Genomic DNA, 18,141 nt, shown 5'->3' with positions numbered 1-18,141 from the left:
GCTTTTTTAGCGTTTAATTACACAGCTATGTATAGCAGATAATATTCTGGAAGACGGCTTCTCCTGATACGGCTTTATATTCGTGTGGTATGTCAGCATAAAAACGCAAACTTTGCCCCTGAGTCAGTTTTTCCGTCCTGTTTTCATACACTAATTCAAGATCCCCCTGCATAACGATAACATGCTCTACAACCCCGGACTGATGAGCGCTGGAAATCTGGTGATGATGATTAGTCAAAGTCACATTGAAGACCTCCATGTGGGTGGCCGGATTATAAGGGAAGACAATATCCACTCGCATGTCAGGATCATTGGGAAACAATGATCCATTGAATGTACCCGGGCTTTGCTTTTCAAAAAAGGAAGAAAATGAAACCCCCAAACCGCCAGCTATTTTCCATAGGGTTGAAATTGTCGGAACCGATTCCTTCCTCTCTATCTGGCCCAGCATGGCCTTGGACACTCCAGTCATTCCAGCAACAGCATCCAGACTTAACTTCTCCTGATTACGAAATGTTTTTAACCTGCGGGCAATGGACGCCCTGCAATCGTGCTCTTTCATATTTCTCCTTGTACGCTATAGCACACAATGTTATATCCCACCTTGTGCGTGATAACGCACAGTAGCAAGAGAGACTACAATCAGCAATTGCCCCCAGCAACAGACAGGAGCCAATAATGACATTAAATTTAAGCAACAGCGCAAGCCGTGTGCAGGCTTACCTTTCTAAATTCGGAAAAGATTTTGAAGTACGGGAATTTTCAAGCTCTACAAGAACAGCAGTAGATGCAGCAGACAGCATTGGCTGCAAAGTGGGACAGATAGCAAAGTCGCTCATATTTCAAGACAAAAAAACAGAGAAATTGGTACTGGTCATCGCTTCAGGCAGCAACAGGGTAGACACCAAAAAAATCAGCAAAACAATTGGCTTCAAATTAAAACAAGCAAAAGCAGATCTGGTTAAGGAAAAAACCGGTTTCGCTATCGGTGGCATTCCCCCTGTAGCACACACCGAACAGCTGCAAACAATTCTTGATGAAGACCTGAAGCAGTATGATGAAATCTGGGCCGCTGCAGGAACGCCGCACTCAGTCTTTCAACTGACCCCGACTTCCCTTGAAGAATTAACCAAAGGCAATTGGCTTGATATTCGCCAAGACTAAAAAATCTCCCGAAACATCTGTTCCGGGGGATTTAGCATAAATTCTATTCTCGACAAAATTACACTTCGGCTTCAAGCTCTGCTTCTGCCTTGGCATCGCGGACGATTTCTTTAAATTCGGAAGTGCTCTTCTGGTAAGATGCTACTGCCCAGTCTTTGGTTTTAATTCCAGCCTTAATGGTGGACTTTGCGGCATTCCTTACGGTCTCGGATTTGTAAGCCGCGTAACAAACGAGTCCGCCCAACACTGTTCCCGCTGCAATGATTGCTGCTTTTTTAAGATACATAATATACTCCTTTTACACGTTAGGGGCTGCCCCCAACGCACTGGGATTTGATTTTAATCTGGCTTCCCTGTTTGATAAAGGAATTATACTTTGTAGCCGGTTTGTAAAATCAAGACCTTGAATACCAATCTCAGGATTCTAAATCCTGCTCCTGATCACGAAGCTTCTGGCATTCCGGGCAAAGCCCGAAAAGAAGCATACGATGATGAGTCAGAACATATCCATTCTCTCTGGCGAGCACCTCCTGCCTTTGCTCAATTCCATTATCAACCACTTCCACCTTTTTCTGGCATCTTGTGCAGACAAGATGGTCATGATGTTCGTGGCCATAGGCATGCTCATAAAGTGCCACCCCGCACCCGAAATCGAGACTTTCTGCAAGCCCGGAGTCAACAAGCAGTTTCAGGGCCCTGTATACGGTCGCCTGCCCTACCTCGGGAGCTCTTTTCTGCACCAACACCAAAAGATCCTCGGCCGAAAAATGACCTTCGGTTTCCAAAAAGGTCTCAACAATTACCTTGCGCTGGGGAGTCATGCTCAACCCTTTGTTCGCCAGATAATCGACAAATATTTTTGCTGCTTCACTTGTCATATCGAAAATGAAATCCATTTTCATATTCTTGTCAAGAAATATTCGGCTGAGCCTTTCGGGATGCAGGGATCATTTGCGGAGACAGGTCATATGCTGCCCTAATAGGTATCTCACAAAACACACTTATTAATAAGCTGTAGAGAGCAAGAGCATGCCAGTTCCGGGTGTATCTCACTTAGCGATATACACTTAGACATCGCGGGGAAACTGACATGATCTTTTTAAATTAATCAACAATGCATTCCTGCAAGGAACTCAACAGTCCGGCTGTTTTCTCCCGGACTTGTTTCAAATCATCGGCATTTGGCCGCCCTTCAATATTACCAAGCCGCCCGCTGGTATTGAAATGCTGCATTTTTCCGGGAACAAAGGCCCCCACAACCGACCATTCGTCGGCCACATTTATACCCATATGATCAAAAAGCTGCCCCATATACTTTATTGCCGGAATTGCCTCAGCCTCTCCGGTATGCGGTCCGGCATAAGTGCAGTACACGCAGGCAAACTTTCCGGGAATACGTGGAGAACCGGGCAGGATAAGATCATTGTCACGGGCGTAGCCAAGCTGACGTTCAATCCAATCCTTCACAGATTTCCCCGGCAGCCATGTGTAAACCCCGGAACCGACAAAGGTAAGGTCATATTTCAGCAAATCGAAAATGACACCTTCCTTTTTAAGATTCACGGTACTCACATTATGTCCGGCCTGCTCGGCGACTTTTGCAATCTCAAGGGCCACTTTTTCAGTCTGGCCGTTAAGTGAACCGTAAAGGTTGAGAATTTCCATATTCTGACTCCTTCTGGATTATTTTTTGGTATAACAAATCAGATAATTAAAACCGAGATCCACATATTGAGACTCAGTAAAACCAAGAGGTTCGGCAACGGTTTTAAGCTCTTCGCCTGAAATCCGCATATGCAGCGGCGGCCCGAAATCTGTCTTTTCCTTCTTGCATTCCAGAATAGCCACCTGCCCCGAGTCTTTCAGCACCCTGCTGATCTCCTTGAAAATTGCAGGACCGCACTCATCCAGATTCATGCAATGCAGAGAGGTGCTCATCAGGCAGGTGTCCACGCTCTTATCTTCAAAGGGTAACGGGCCGGTCATATCGCCAAGATGGGTACTGATGTTCTTCAGCCCGTTTTCAACAGCCTGAATACTGACCTGTTCAAGCATGGTTGCGTTGCAGTCAAAGGCATAAACCTTCCCGGACTCCCCTACATCACTGGCCGCATGGACTGAATAATCCCCTGGTCCGCAGCCCAGATCCAGGAAAGTGTCCCCGTCCTGAAGCTTCAAAGTCTTGAACACCAGACTTGAATCATGCATGCCGTAACTGGTCGGCCCGCGCCTGCGATGTCCATGTCCGCCGTGGCAATGCATTCCGCTTTTGTGCTCTTTATTCATTCTTCATTCTCCGCAGGAATTAAAGGTTGTACAGAAAGGAATCCACCTTGAGCCTGTTGTTTTCATTACGGTTGCCGTCAAAGGTAAGGAAAAGAGTCGGGGCATAGGGTTTATCATTCAGGCGATCCTTAAGAATCCCGAGACTTATCCCGGTATTTTCATACATGGATGTCACTGAGATCACGCCCTTAACTCCAAGTATCTTATCCATGATCTTGGCGCCCCGATAACGGCCGAAGCCGCCTGAATAAAACCCAAGCCCCCGGTCAGCAGTTTTTTTCAGCGTTCCGAAACTGTTTTCATAGTGGCTGAACTCACCGAGACGCTCTGAAATTCTCTCCATATATTCTTTGAACAAGGCAATGTTGCTGCGTAGAGAGGAATAGCTGCCGACCTTGTTGAAATTGTAATAGTCGTACCAGAGATTCCAGATGTATTCGCTCAAGGGCGCATAGATCACCCGCCTGCCATGCTCTTCCATCCTGCCAAAAGTGTCGTCATTAAGCAGGCTTTTGAAGAGGACCAACGGTTCACCGATAGCCATGATCGCCCCGTCATGGTCTTGCCGGGCAAGTGTTTCGCGTACAATACGGGCTGTGGACTCCAGTTTTTCGATGTTCAACTGCCCGCGCGATATCAGGCGGAGCACAAGTTCAAGTGTCTCATCCCTTAACAACGGAGGTGTATGCAGCACGAGATCTCCGGCAAGCAGGCAGAGGAAAAGCATGCTGGCATCTTTATCATCCAAAAGCCGCAACTCTTCCATATACGGAGAGATCAGCTGAACATCTGCCAGCCCTTCCTGATCCAGAATACAACGCATGAAACGGCTGTATTGCCCATCCACTTCAGCACCCTCATTCTGGGGAATCAGCACAGCAGGAACGACCGCATCCTCATATGTATTTAATGCCGCCAGGACATCCCCCAGCAGGGCAGTCAGGGAAAAGTACTCATTACCGGAAGAATACCTGCGGCCCATATCCACAGACTCTATAGTGGTGGCGGGGATAACCCGGGCATCAACACCTTTGGCCTTGAGCATGGCACAACCTATGGAGGAATAAGGATAAATATCCGGCAATAACAACGGACGGGAACCGAGCCGTGAATAATCGGTCAGGATATTAACCGGATCAGCTGAACCGATGCTCACATATTCCTCAACAGACAAAGCTTCACGCTCAGGAATATTACTCAGGCTGTTCACAAAGGCTTCCACCCGTGTCTGCACACCCACGCTGGAAGAATGCTCGTCCACCTCAATGGTCAGGGATGGCTTATCTTTCAGAAGCTCCCCGTAATAGTGGGAGAAAACAGTATCCGGTCCGCAGCCGTGATGGGTCAGAAAAATGGGATAAAGATTGGGATGCTTGGCAACAAGTTTTGCCGCAGCCAACATGTGCTGCCCAAAGGGCCAGAACATGTTCGGATGCTCCATGAAAATATCCGATTCCGGTAGATCATAGAGAGGAATCGTCCGGTAGCCCATTTCAGCAAGTTTGTCCGGGATGCCCATATTCAAAACCGGATCGGCAACACCGTAAATCTTGGAGATAAGGACAAAAGACTTGGCATTAGGATCAAGAGAACTCAGGGTTTCCCTTCCACGCTCCTTCATCCGTTTCTGTAAATCCTCATGTGCGACCATGGCATCTTTTAAGGCTGCTCCGGTTTCCTCAGGGGACTTGCCCAATTGCCGCCCGAGGGCCATAAACTGGGACTGCATGAACTCCGGTCCCTGATTAAAAGCAAGCGTCGGGGCCAGCAGCTTGATGTTTTTTTCTTCAAGCTTCATGGCTTCGCTGACAATCTTGAAGGCCAATTGCATGTAAGGGCAGCCGTAGGTCTGCCGGGATTTGGAGCTGGGATGGAAAGCGGTAAAGAGGTCGGGAAAGAACAGATAATCCACGCCCTGCTCAACCAGTTGAGCAGTATGTCCGTTAACCAGTTTGACCGGATAGCAAGTCTCATCAAGCGCGTATTCCTGCGCCTTGCTGATGGTTTCCCCGGTAGTCGGTTCGGAAAGCACCACATTCATATCCAGCGACTTAAAAAAGGTATGGAACATGGTAAACATACCGAAGGTAAATAAGGCCCGGGGCATGCCTACACTTTGTTTCAGCGGATCGGGAACAGAATCATAATCGCGGAAAATGAAATCCTGCACCTGCCTGTTGAAACTGCCGGGAGCAAATTGCGTGACAGGCTCTACCTTTGCGCAATCCGGCTTTTCATCCTCCAGATAAAAACCTTTGAAGAATGTGTCTCCCTTCATCTCTTCACGGGCGAGAATTGCCGCGCCAACGGCCCCGGTAACACTGAAGAAAGGCGGGACAAGCACATCCATACCGTGGACTGCCCGGAAAGCATTGATAATGGCCTGATTATAGGCAACCCCGCCCTGTAGAAGAATCTTTTTACCGACCTTTTTGCGGCCCACCACACGGTTGGTGTAATTCTTGATGATTGAATAGCAAAGTCCTGCGGCAATATCGGGAATGGAATCACCCTGAGCAAGATGAGCGGCAATACTGGTCTCCATAAAAACGGTACAACGTTCACCGAGATTTATGGGAGCCTCGCTCTGGAAAGCAGTATCGGCATAATCTTCAAGAGCAATGCCGATCTTCTTGGCCTGTTCTTCAATAAATGATCCTGTCCCGGCAGCGCAGACCTTATTCATCTGAAAATCTGAAACTGCGCCATCCTTGATGGAAATAAATTTTGAATCCTGCCCGCCAATCTCAAAGACGGTATCTACATCAGGAGAGAACCAAACCGCAGCACGTGCCTGTGCAGTAATCTCATCCTTAACCACGTCCGCACCAATGATCCGTCCGATCAGATTGCGCCCGGAACCGGTGGTTGCAGCCCCCAGCACTTTAACCTTTCCGGCAAAATTCCGTCCCAGATCCTCAAGTCCCGTTTTGACCGCCTTGGCCGGATTTCCGGCAGTACGCAGGTAGCGGTAGCCCAATACCCGGTTGGTTGAATCAACCAGAACCACGTTAGTACTGGTGGAACCGATATCCACACCGACCCAGCACTCCACAGGTTCTGTCTCTCTGGAAATATCCCGGCAGATATGCTTACCGGAAGTGTCAGCAATTCCGTAACCGGCCAGTGCCGGCAGGGAAGTCTTCTCCCCGGCATAAAGCAATGGACCGCAATTGCCCTGCAATGAATCAATCAACAGCTTGAAATTAATGGGGCGACTTTCTTTAAGCCCGATAACGGCCGCGCCCAAAGCTCCCGAGACTTTACCTAATTGATGGATAACGAGCTTATCATCATTCAATTTCAAAACCTTACGCAAAGCAGACACAATCGCTTTGTTTTGTGAGACTCCCCCGGAAAAAAAGAACGGAGGCTTTTTGGGCAGACCGCGCATGACAGCATTACGGTAATTCCTTGCTGTGGCGTACGCCAACCCGCGCAGGATATCAGGAATAGAAACGCCTTCCTGCTGATGGTGAGTGATATCAGTCTTTGCAAACACACTGCATCGGCCTGCTATTCTGGGGGTAGAAGTTGCTCCACTCTCAATGCGAGAATAATCCTCAATATCAACATCTATTCGTGAAGCCTGTTCTTCAAGAAATGACCCCGTACCGGCAGAGCAATCAGGGTTAAGTGAAAACTCAATACCGGACCGTTTTTCAGCACCGAACCCGGTAATATATCCGGCCCGCTGCCCGCCTATTTCAATGATTGATTCGCAGGAAGGGGCCAGCAATTTTGCTCCTTCCACCAGTGCGGCCAGATCATTTACACTTTTAATGGACCCTTCCCCGGAAAGAATCTTTCCGCCGGAACCGGTTATGGCTCCGCAAAGCCCTTCGGTATCCAAATCAGGTTTTAATTCGTCCAGAATGCCTGCCAGAACAGGAACCGCCTGCCCCTTATGGAGCATATATCTGCTGCAAATAATATTACGCTGTTCATCTAGAACCGCCACTTTCACCGAGGAATAACCGATATCAATACCTATGCTATGCATATAATCCTCCGACTTAGTTAAGAAGCTAAACCATTGTGTCAAATTTTTTTTCCAGAACCGTCCAAAGGGTAACTACCCCTTTGGACGGCCGGATGTAAGAATCTCTTCCATACGTTCATCGACTACAGTTTCAATCACCGCAAGAATGGCTGTAGTTGCAGCCAATTGCGGATCAGAAAACTCATCCAGCCTGTCCATCAGATTATGCATATGCCGCTCGTGAAAATCCTGATGCTTCCTGAAAGCAGCCCAGCCGGTTTCAGTCAGGAAAGCCAACAATTCCTTGTTGTTGTCAGGAGCACGTTCTTTGCGGACAAAACCCCGCTTCTCTAATTTGCCGACCATCTGGGATATGGCGCTTTTGGTCACTCCCAGTACATGGGCAACAGACTTTAGATTGGAGCCTTCATTCAGGCCGATGGCCTGCAAGCAATGGATTTCTCCGGGACTGAGTTCCACCCCGTCACCTATGGGAATGGGCTGTCCCTCAATACGCAAGTGCTTGTTAATAATACGCATTAATCTTCCGGTCATATGCTTGATGGTCTCTTCTTTACTACTCATTACAATTTGATAAAGACGCTTAACCATTGCTGTCAAGCTAAAAACTATAACGGATTGAACTATAAACGTTTGAGTTGTTGGTAAACTGACCGAAAAAAGTCTGCTCATGTGCACCTATAAAGATGTTTGCCCCGCAGCCCACGGTCATGCGGTCCGAAACCTTATACTGCACTCCGGGACGCAGATAGGCATCTTCATCACTTGGCGAATAATACCCGTCAAAACTCAAGGTCAGGTTCTGGTTCATCAGCTGCTGGGTAAACTGCATGGTAATCACATGCCGGAATTCGTCCTTGGGATACTTGGGATTATGCACCGTCAGGTATTTCCCGTAATCCAGCATCTGCTCGATATAGTACTGAACCTCACAATTGCTGTCGGTCCAAAGCTCCTGCGCATAACCGACCAGATAACGAATCTCGGAATGATCCACCTGTGCATTGGTTCCGCCGCGACTTTCAGTAGAGTCATACCAGGCAACTTCCATATTACCGATACCCGGACCGACCTGTCCGCGGACACTAGCACCATATACATTCAGCCCCGGAAAGGTGGCTTCATCATCTGAATTCATACCGGCGGGCTTTTTCCAATATCCCCAGTAACCATACAGGGCCAACTCGTAGTTATTGATATTCTTATAAATACGGGCTGAGACCTCATCATTCTCAAACCATTCGTCAGGTACATCGGTATCGAGAATATTATCCCGCCCTACCAGACGGTCCTCCAGCCCGCTGAAGTAAGAGATATACTCTCCATCAATATAACGGTCCGACTCGAATTTAGGCGTGTAGACCAGATCGATGTTAGCCAGTTCAGTAAAAAAACTGACTTTTGCCGAATTACTGGGAGCCTTCAGATATTCCGCATCCCGGCCCATAAAGAACGAACGCCAGTCCTTAGGGAAAAGATCGTTCAGGAAGACCAGTCCGCCCGTCCCCCAAGTCAGCACCTGCCGACCGAATTTCATATCCATGAAATCCGTAGGCCGCGAGAACATCCATAATTCACGGGTTTCATAAACTATGCGGTTGGTCACGCCGTCGACACGCAGATCACCCTTGTATTTAAAGTCGGCCCAGTCAGTATAGGTGAACAACTCCCCCTGCAAACGCAGCTCGGCCATGGAAATCTGCTTTTCCTCCGGGTCCTGCTGGGTCCGCGCGCCTGCACGGGCTTCCACGAACCCGTTGAATTCCAGCGGTGCAAACTGTTCACTAAAAGACTCAAACCAACTCTCACCGTTTTCCTCTGCCGAGGCCGGTCCGGCCATTGCCACCAGCAATACTGCCAGCAGCAACAGCCAACCCACTACGCACACACTCCTGATCAAGCTCATCGCATCAAATCCCTCGGCGGACGACGCAGATACCTTTCACCAAAGATGGATTCTTTAACCGGAAGATCATAATCCACACCGGAAAATGTCATCACAGTTTCACTGCCTGTTTCAAGATTCTTAACTTTTGAAACGGTCACCGTGGGATAAGTCTGCCCACTTTTGTCAGATGCGATTTCCTCAACCTTAAGCACTTCCATAGTCCGGTAAGGCTTATCCGAACTCTTGAAATATTCCATACGCATAGGCAGATAGGTCTTCATATCCACGTAGGCCACATAATGTGAGAACTCCACGTTACCGGGATTCTTGGGAGTATTTTTGAGCACGTAGAAACCGTTCTCGCTGCCCAGCAGTTCATGAACATCTTCATGCAGACTGCGTCCTGAGATATCCTCATACAGAAAATCCGAACCTGCGAAGCTGGTCCGCTTATCCCCGGCGGCGATCCTTTTGACCATGTCCAGACTGGGCATATACAACCAGCGCGAATCGTCCTTGCCCGGCTCAACGGTCTTGTGCACTAGAAAAACCATCTTGCGTACGTCTGCCGGAGATTTAAAATAGGACATATACAGCTGCCGCGCATCGCCCTCGCCAACGTCTTTACGCAGGATGTTCAGATCGCGCTCTCTGGTGCGCCCCTGACTGTCGATGATTTCAAGATGCACTTTACCTTTGCAGGTTTCGCCCTGATACAACGCCATATGGTTTGATTTATTAACGATAGTTTCAACGTCCGGGGTTCCTGCCCAAGCAAACGCACTCATTAATGAAACCAGTGCCATTGTCATTATGAGAGAGAATATTGATTTCATGTAAAGCCTCTTTGATTTGCCTCCGGCGGCTTAAGACCTTTTGTTCAAAAAGGTCTTAAAAATCCCAAAAACGTATTTGGGCTTCGCCGCCTTGAGAGGACAGTTCGTTATCTTTGTTACTGGTTTACTTTCACGGTTACGGTTGCATCGCTGGAGGACCGAGCAGGAATCTGCAATTTGGCTCCGGCAAAGAACCATTTAGAAGCCACGGTTATAATCGCGGGCATGGCTACCAAAGTAAGGATGCCCGAAGTCAGCATGATGGATGAAAGCAGCAGACTGGTTGTGCGATAAGGAATAAGCGCGGAAATGAGCATGGGCAGAAAGCCGATGGCAATAACCAGCACGTTTCGGCTGATGGCCCTTGCCGGAGCGCCGTACATGCGGGGCAGGGTTTCCTTCCATGATCCGGTTTTGGAGTAAATCTTCCGGCTGCGCTCTACAAAGTGGATGGCAAAGTCCACGGACATTCCCAGTGTGAGCACACCGAGAACAGCCACAGGCATGTCATAATCCTTCCCGATAATACCGATGAATCCGTAAATGAAAGCAATGGTGATAGTCAGCGGAACCATGCACAAGACTCCCCATTTCAAGGAACGGAACAGGAATACAGCCATGAGCAGGACAATGGCGAAACTTCCGAGGAAAGAGCGAAGCATGCCTTCCACCATCTGGCTCTGCCAAGCCACGTTGATATAGGTCAGACCTGCCCAGTTGTGGGAGATATCGCAAGGCGGGGGATTGCTCTGGAAGTAGTCGGCAACAAAAGTCTCCACTGCTTCCATGACCATATTATCGCCACTGGAAAGCATGAACACCACGCAGGCTCCATTGTAATCCGGGGTAACATAATGCCAGAGGTCATGGGGACGGTGGCTCTGCTGGAACTGCATGTAGCATTCACCCACAGTCTGCATTTTTTCCGGCACCCGGTAACTTGTTTCCTTACCATCAGTCAGTTCCTGATGAATCTTGCTGACCAGATCAGCCGGGGCAATACTCTTACCCACCAGTCCGGCTTTGAGAATCGCATCCTGTAATCCGGCAAGGTAGCTCAGCATTTCCGGCTGCTTAAATGGTTTCTGGAGCTCTTTTTCAAGACTGAAGAAGCTGCCGAACTCTTCGTATAGATAAAAGTCATCACCCTTAGCCTTCGCAGCCATACCTGCGGCAAGCTTTGTTGCCTGATCAAGGAATGAACTATCTTCTGCACGGCCTGACATGTCCATCAGCACGGCCATAAAGCTCACGGCTTTTTGCTCTGCGTTCGGGAATTCGGAAGAAAGCCCCCTGCTGAAGGACACGAATTTTTCAGTAGTCTTACGTTTATCAGAATTTGAAAAATGAACTTCAAGATCTTCACTTTCCAAAATCAAATACGCGGGATAGGTTCCGGAAAAATGCTTATTCAGAGCCGTATCGGCCAAGCGAATGGGATGACTGGGCGCGAACCATTTCACCGGGTTATCATTGATCTGAATCTTGCTGATGCCCCATGCGGAAACAGCCAGCAGGATCAGAAACAGCCCCAGCAGAGGCTTGGCGTAGCGGTAGGAGATTCCCCCGGTTTTTTCCAGAATACGGGACAGCAATGTGGTCTTGCCGCTATTATGTTTGGCGAACCCGAAGTTGCTGAAGATCCGGGCTGGAAGGACCATAATATAAGCGGGCACAAACATAATGGTCAGCAACCAGGCTACCATAATGCCCAGCCCCACAAACACACCGAAAATCTGGACCGGGGGAATTGGAGTGAGTGCAAGAGAAAGAAATCCGGCAGCCGAAGTTAGCGAAGTATAGAGCATAGGCATGAACAGGATGTTCAAGACTTCGACAATAGTCTCTTTCCTACCCTTCTCCGGCGTATAGAGATCGAAAAATTCCGATAAAATGTGGATCGAATCCACCACCGCAATGGACATTAAAAAGACCGGAATCATGGAACTCATGATATGTACTTCGAATCCGCAACCGATCATGGTGCCCATAGTCATGACTACAGAGAGAGTAGCGATAATCATGGGCAGAAAGGTCAGAGAAAGTTTGCGGAAGAAGAAATAGAGAAGCAGGAAGATAGTGCCCATAGCCAGCGGCGAGGCAAGGCTCATTTCAGTGAACATCTCAATGCCGATGGCATCCTGCGCCACAGGCAGTCCTGTGATATGAAACTCATCATCACCGCCCAGCTCTTTTATCTTTTCTTGCAATGCAGTGTAGACACGGTAACTCTGGTATTTGTCAGTCAGAGGCAGGAGGATGCACATGGCTTTTCCATCCTCAGAAGCCAGCTGTCCGGTCAGCATAGGGTTGGAAAAGATCTTTTCGCGCACTGCATCAGCCTGAGCCTGGGTGGACGGCGGATGCGGCATGAGCCAGTCAAATGAAATGGTTCCCGGACCTTCCTGAGTTATATGTTCCACCATGGACGGAGCAATCATGTCCACTTCAATAACGCCGTCCATTTTTGCTGGATCATCAGGATTTTCCCAACGCAAAGTGCGGGAAAATTCTGCCAGTTCATAGATTCGGCTCAGCGTATCGGGATTGAAGACACCGTGCGGATTCTTTTCATTAATGACTCCGAGAACCACTATTTCAGAAAGAGAAAATTTCTTTTTAGCTTCATTATGAAATACCCGTGAAGGTTCATCCGCTGAAAGCATATGCTCCGGGTCAGTATCAATGACCACCTTCGGAAAGAAGGAACCGCAGAAAACCGCCAAGACCAGAAGCAGGACAATAGTCATCCAGCTTCGTCTGGTGGCGAATGAAATCAGCATTTGTTTTAATTTATTCATTTATTGTTCCTCTGTTTTATACAATTTAGTTAAGTTGCTTAACTATTGTTTTAGATTGCACCCACACAAAACATCCTCTGCCATAGCAATAGCCCGGTCCTGCGACCGAAACTACTCCTGGAACAACGAAAACCACCCCATTTTACACAGTCAGAATAAAGGCTGCACCAGAGAACCCGTGCAGCCTTTACCGCCAAGGGCTACAAGCCCGTGACTAGTCATTCACAATCAATCCACTAACCGGAAGATTCGACCATGCGGGCCGCACCGGGACTGCTGTCATGACGACCGCTAATTTCAGCCACCATAAAGCCGGCAAAGCAAAGCAGCCCCAGAAGAATGTAAAGCCCTTCCATGCCCAGCAAATCACCGATGTGCCCAAATATCGGAGATGCAGCCATGGGTACGATGATGAAAAGGCTGCTCAGCACCGCAAATCCGGTTCCGGCATTGCTTCCGGCGCTGACCTTCATCATCAGGGTAAAACTCCAGACCATAACCGCTCCAATGAGAATATTATCAACGCTCAGCAACAAAGCCGCCTGCCAGTACGGAATAGGGCCGGACCGGGCCATAAAAACAGTACACGCAGCCAACAGAATCACCGTAGAGCAAAATCCCCGCAAGAAAGCCCGCCCGCCGACACGGTTCAGAAACCAACCGCTAAGGAAGGTTCCGGCCAATCCGGCAGGATAGGCATAATGCATGAGGATGGTCCCCACGGAACGGGAATCAAACCCCATATCGACCAGCAAGGGGGTGCGCATCTGCACAGATGTAAAAGCAAATGCTGTTGGAGCGATCAGTACGGGGAGTACCCTGAGCACTTCTGGCCTCTTTAGAAAGGCCCACACCCCTTCCCTGCAGCATTCCCCATCCGCCACGCCGTGTATGAGGGGATCAATCTCCCGGTGAAATAAAACCGGAAGGCTGAAGGAGAAAACGACAGCGGAAAGAAAAAGGCAAAGAGTTTGCCAGCCGAAATTTGAATTCATGAACAGCATTACACCGCCACCGAGCATCAGCCCTGCAAAACGGGCCGCAGACTGGATAGAATTGCCCCAAGGACGTTCACTTTCTTCCAGAATGTCAGTAGCATAACCGTCCACGGCAATATCATTGGTAGCCATGACGCAACTCAGCAACATGAGCAGAAGATACATCATTGAGAAATTCTGATCAGGAGAGAAATATGAAAGACCAACCAACAGTGCAGCGCCGATCCATTGCATAGGGAAAATCCACGATTTGCGCCTGCCCAGAGCAGGTATATATTTGTTATCCACCCATGACGCGCACAGGAACTTCAAAGCCCAAGGCAAATGCAGCGCAAACACAGCCCCTACTGCCTTCAGGTTCACCCCCTGTTCACGTAAAATTACCGGAAGGCAGCCGAACACATAACCTAACGGAATTGCCTGACATAAATACATGCAGGCCAACAGGAAAAGCTTGAACTGAATTGAAGGCTTTTTCATCGCTTCGTTATTTGAAACACTCATCTCATTTATCCTATCCGCTCCTTGCTCCTTTTCATTAGCAAGCAATCGAAAACGATTTCCACTCTCAAAAAGAAGTTTTTTGCTCAAAAACTACACCCGCACCGAAATGCGGGTGCATAAATTATCAACCAAACTAAGGATCTAGAATCTGTAATCTATAGAGATTCCGAAAGTTCTGGGCTCGCCGTCTTCAGCCAATCCGGCAGAAACGTTTTCCATAAGTACGTACTCTCGATCCAACAAGTTTTTGGACCAGAGGTAGACATCAAGGTGTTCGCCTTCCACGCCAAGCTTAAGATTGACCAGTTCATAAGGATCTTCCTTGACCGTGTTGGCATCGTCAAAATAGCGGGAGCCGATTCCCACCAGCTCAGCACGACCGAAGAATCCCCAATCACCGATGATATTGCGGCGGTAATCAGTGGCAATAGTGTAAGTGTAATCCGGTACGCCGAAAACACGGTTGCCTTTGTAATCTTCCCCATCTGTTGGCGAATACTTGTCGAATTCGGCTTCCATCCATGTAAATGTTCCGCTCAAATTTAAACCTTCCATAAGCACAAAACGCGAATCAATCTCCACGCCCATACGGTGGGAGCGTCCGGCATTGGCAGTGTACGACTGCATGGAATCGGTCATGAATAAAGGCAGCTGCTCATCATCAATGGCAGTGTAAAAACCGCTGATATTAAAGCTTAAGCGGTCATCAAAGAAGACGGACTTAAAGCCCACTTCATAGAGCCAGCTGTCTTCTTCGCCATAAGCCTGATGATCTTCAGGAGCCGAGGCATCGTTGAAGCCCCCGGCACGGTGGGCCCGGGCCACTGTGCCGTACAAAGTCCGGTCTTCACTGAGACGCCATGCCAATGCGAACTTCGGCAGGAGTTTTGAAAAATTATTGGAAACAGCGCGGTCCACAAGGCTAGTTTCCATCCCTCCAGAAGGAGTCTGCCCTTTGTAGCTGTCAGCCGAGGCGTATTCATATTCGTAGCGCAACCCCACAGTCAGATCGAAATCATCCCAGAATGTGTACGTTCCCTGCCCGAAAACAGCTCCGCCGGCATTATCCTTGTCAGTCTTGAATTTCAGGTTTGAGCCCGAGGCATTGGAATCCGCACCGTAAAGGTTGGTGATCTCGGTATTTGAATTTAAGAGAAAGAAATGCCCGCCTGTCAGCCACTCAAGCGGCCCGCTGTCTTCAGGGGAAGTGAAACGGAATTCCTGCGAAAAATCGCTGTCTTCCTGATTATAGTTCTTACGCAGCATATCCGCAGGAGTAAAATCTGCGTCCATCTTTTCTTTGCTATCAAAATACCTGTATCCGGTAACAGAATGAAGCTTTCCGTAATTTGTGTTGTATTCTGAGTTAAGGGCCACACCCCAGCAATCATTCTTCTGGCTGCCTGCGTAGTCATGTGAATAATGGTAAGGATCATCCACCCCGTACCTGCCGGACTGAACAAAGGAATTCCGCTCGGTCCGGCGCATGGAGTAAGCCCCGTCATCATGGTTCTGGATATCGAAGGAAAGAGTCATATCCAGATCATCAGTCGGCAGATACCGCAATTTTAAACGGCCGGACTTACCATCCTGATGGCGGCCGTCATCGCCGTCCGTGGGGGTATCGTTCTCCATATAACCGTCTTTGAAAGCGCCAAGACCATAAACACCGAGAAACAACTTGTCCTCAATAACCGGACCGGACCAGCTGGCCCGGAACTCCTTGCTGTTGTAGTTCCCGAATTCTGCGCCAAGTGAACTTTCAACTTCATTTCCGGGCTGCTTGGTGTAAACGTTTATGACCCCGCCCATAGTGTTTCGCCCGTAAAGAGTTCCCTGCGGTCCCTTGAGGACTTCGACCTGTTCCACATCAAATAGCGGGAAATTAAACATGTATGATTTGGAAAAATTAACCCCATCCACAAAATATCCGGTGGCAGGCTCGGCGTTGGGCAGACTCTTAATCCCGCGTAGAAACATGAATCCATGCCTGCGGCTACCAAAGTCACTGAACTCAAGGTTAGGCACATGAAGCGCCAGATCACCGGTATCCTTGATATCCATATCCTTGAGCTCAATATCATCAAGAGCGACGAGACTTGCAGGAACATCCTGCGCTTTCTGGCTCCTTTTCTGGGCTTTTACTGTTACCACCTCCAGAAACAGGCCGGGCGAGGTTGAATTTTCAGCAAAACTGGTTGAAGCACCTCCCAGCAGCACAACAACCCCTGTAATAAAAAAACTTACCATTTTCTGTTTAAACATACCTTCTCCGTATATTGCTGAATATTTCAATTTCATGCGTAAATGAAAAAGAATTTCAATTTCAATAATAGAAAGGAATGTTTTTAAACTACCCGAAGACAGATATATTTTAGCTCATTTTAATCGACCTCCAAAACAAAAGGTTTGCACCGTATAGCACAGTACAACCCCAAAATTTGAAAGGTATCGTTCGCAATAATCAGGAAGATAAAGCCGAGGTCTTTTTCTCGCGAACGGAAGTAAGAAACTTCTTCGGAAGTACTCCATACCGTTTCTTGAAAGCTGCGCTGAAGTGGCTCAGATTGGTGTAGCCCAAAGCCCATGCAACCTCACTGACATTCATCTCGCCGTCTTCAAAGAGCATCCGGGCCTTACGCATTTTATACTCTTTCAAGTAACCGAAGACAGTCCTTCCATACAGCTCTTGAAAGCCTGCCTGTATCTTGCTCACACTTAAGGAGTACTTACCGGAAAGTTCAGCCAGAGTGGGTGAAGAATCAAAGTTTTCCGTCAATTCCTTACGAATGTCCCGGATAAGCTCAATTTCACTGGGAGTAAGCCCCTGCCTGACCGCAGACCCTTCATATTTCATTACCTGCAGCCCGATTAACTCAAGAGCCTTACCCACAAGATAAACCCTGCTGTAATTACCGCCGACCAAAGCATGGAACAACTCATTTGCCGCAGTCTGTACAACCGGGTCCAGCACATGGTGCAGAAAAAAACTCTTCCTGATCCTGCAACTTAAAACCTGCTTAAGATCTTCGTGAATCGCATCCATATCGGCACTCAACAATTCGTGGAGCAGTTCCGGGCTGATATGCAGATGAATGATTCTGGTCGATCCCAAGGGCGCAAACTCAACAACTCCGGCCATTTCCTGAAAAAAGCCCAAACCTCCGCTACCGGCAACATTATTTATCTTTAAAGGTCCAAGCGACGTTTCATGCATGTTATTTACAACAGCACCTTCTAGGAAGAATCCGAAATCAATGAAGTTGTTCTTTTTCTGATAGCTGAAAGAATATTCCTGCGAAAGCTTGGCCTCGAAAGCACTTACCCGTAATCCCGGCCTCAGTTCGAACTCCCTCCACATGGGAGCATCTTCCGATTCACAATCATTAACAGCTCCAAAATCACGCACTGCGCTGTTACCAGAAGCCTCTCCAATTCCCCAGCACTCTCTATTAATTCCGGAAAAAGCCTTATTCATCATTAACTCCCGACAATTTTGAGCTATTTGATTTTGATTTTCAACTTCTCGACCGGACCAAAATAAGGTTAAGCTGCTTAACTGTCAAGACAAGACTTTTTAATTCATTTGCTTGATGGAATCAGGACATCCACATCCACCAGAGCAGACAAGCCGCTCCGGGCATACTGTCCAAAATTGCAG

At 48.2% G+C, this 18,141-nt stretch carries 14 protein-coding genes; 1 reads left to right on the top strand and 13 read right to left on the bottom strand.

The window, feature by feature from the left end; genetic code table 11:
- Positions 1–25: 25 nt before the first annotated feature.
- Entirely contained in the window at positions 26–562 is a 537-nt protein-coding gene (locus tag ACNI23_RS19860) for a helix-turn-helix domain-containing protein (protein ID WP_420250952.1), read from the bottom strand.
- Positions 563–678: 116 nt separating this feature from the next.
- Between ACNI23_RS19860 and ACNI23_RS19855 the strand changes: the two genes are divergently transcribed.
- The gene (locus ACNI23_RS19855) at positions 679–1,164 is read left to right on the top strand and encodes a YbaK/EbsC family protein (RefSeq protein WP_420250951.1); all 486 of its coding nucleotides are present in this window, start codon (positions 679–681) and stop codon (positions 1,162–1,164) included.
- A gap of 58 nt (positions 1,165–1,222) precedes the next feature.
- Here the strand turns inward: ACNI23_RS19855 and ACNI23_RS19850 are convergent, their stop codons facing one another.
- From ACNI23_RS19850 to ACNI23_RS19795, 12 genes are all read right to left on the bottom strand, one after another.
- On the bottom strand, positions 1,223–1,450 hold the full coding sequence (locus tag ACNI23_RS19850) for a hypothetical protein (RefSeq protein ID WP_420250950.1): 228 nt from the start codon (positions 1,448–1,450) through the stop codon (positions 1,223–1,225).
- A gap of 130 nt (positions 1,451–1,580) precedes the next feature.
- Complete coding sequence (locus tag ACNI23_RS19845; RefSeq protein WP_420250949.1) at positions 1,581–2,066, bottom strand: Fur family transcriptional regulator; 486 nt, start codon at positions 2,064–2,066, stop codon at positions 1,581–1,583.
- 202 nt (positions 2,067–2,268) lie between these two features.
- A complete protein-coding gene (locus ACNI23_RS19840; protein ID WP_420250948.1) occupies positions 2,269–2,829 on the bottom strand; it encodes a flavodoxin domain-containing protein in 561 nt (186 codons plus the stop codon).
- Between the two features lie 18 nt (positions 2,830–2,847).
- Complete coding sequence (locus ACNI23_RS19835; protein ID WP_420250947.1) at positions 2,848–3,450, bottom strand: class I SAM-dependent methyltransferase; 603 nt, start codon at positions 3,448–3,450, stop codon at positions 2,848–2,850.
- Between the two features lie 19 nt (positions 3,451–3,469).
- Entirely contained in the window at positions 3,470–7,453 is a 3,984-nt protein-coding gene (locus tag ACNI23_RS19830) for an acyl-CoA dehydratase activase (RefSeq protein WP_420250946.1), read from the bottom strand.
- 72 nt (positions 7,454–7,525) lie between these two features.
- The gene (locus ACNI23_RS19825) at positions 7,526–8,017 is read right to left on the bottom strand and encodes a MarR family winged helix-turn-helix transcriptional regulator (protein ID WP_420250945.1); all 492 of its coding nucleotides are present in this window, start codon (positions 8,015–8,017) and stop codon (positions 7,526–7,528) included.
- A gap of 37 nt (positions 8,018–8,054) precedes the next feature.
- Positions 8,055–9,332, bottom strand: coding sequence for a hypothetical protein (locus ACNI23_RS19820; RefSeq protein WP_420250944.1), 1,278 nt, complete (start codon positions 9,330–9,332; stop codon positions 8,055–8,057).
- 23 nt (positions 9,333–9,355) lie between these two features.
- Positions 9,356–10,177 (bottom strand): outer membrane lipoprotein-sorting protein, encoded by an 822-nt coding sequence (locus ACNI23_RS19815; RefSeq protein WP_420250943.1) that lies wholly within the window; start codon positions 10,175–10,177, stop codon positions 9,356–9,358.
- A 116-nt stretch (positions 10,178–10,293) separates the two neighbouring features.
- The gene (locus ACNI23_RS19810) at positions 10,294–12,978 is read right to left on the bottom strand and encodes an efflux RND transporter permease subunit (protein WP_420250942.1); all 2,685 of its coding nucleotides are present in this window, start codon (positions 12,976–12,978) and stop codon (positions 10,294–10,296) included.
- 236 nt (positions 12,979–13,214) lie between these two features.
- Entirely contained in the window at positions 13,215–14,480 is a 1,266-nt protein-coding gene (locus tag ACNI23_RS19805; protein ID WP_420250941.1) for an MFS transporter, read from the bottom strand.
- A gap of 141 nt (positions 14,481–14,621) precedes the next feature.
- The gene (locus ACNI23_RS19800) at positions 14,622–16,745 is read right to left on the bottom strand and encodes a TonB-dependent receptor (RefSeq protein WP_420250940.1); all 2,124 of its coding nucleotides are present in this window, start codon (positions 16,743–16,745) and stop codon (positions 14,622–14,624) included.
- 199 nt (positions 16,746–16,944) lie between these two features.
- Entirely contained in the window at positions 16,945–17,958 is a 1,014-nt protein-coding gene (locus ACNI23_RS19795; protein ID WP_420250939.1) for a helix-turn-helix transcriptional regulator, read from the bottom strand.
- Positions 17,959–18,141 lie beyond the last annotated feature (183 nt).

This window comes from Maridesulfovibrio pacificus (SeqCode), from assembly GCF_048612815.1.
Taxonomy (GTDB): Bacteria; Desulfobacterota; Desulfovibrionia; order Desulfovibrionales; family Desulfovibrionaceae; genus Maridesulfovibrio; species Maridesulfovibrio pacificus.
This window is presented reverse-complemented; position numbering and strand designations above follow the sequence as displayed.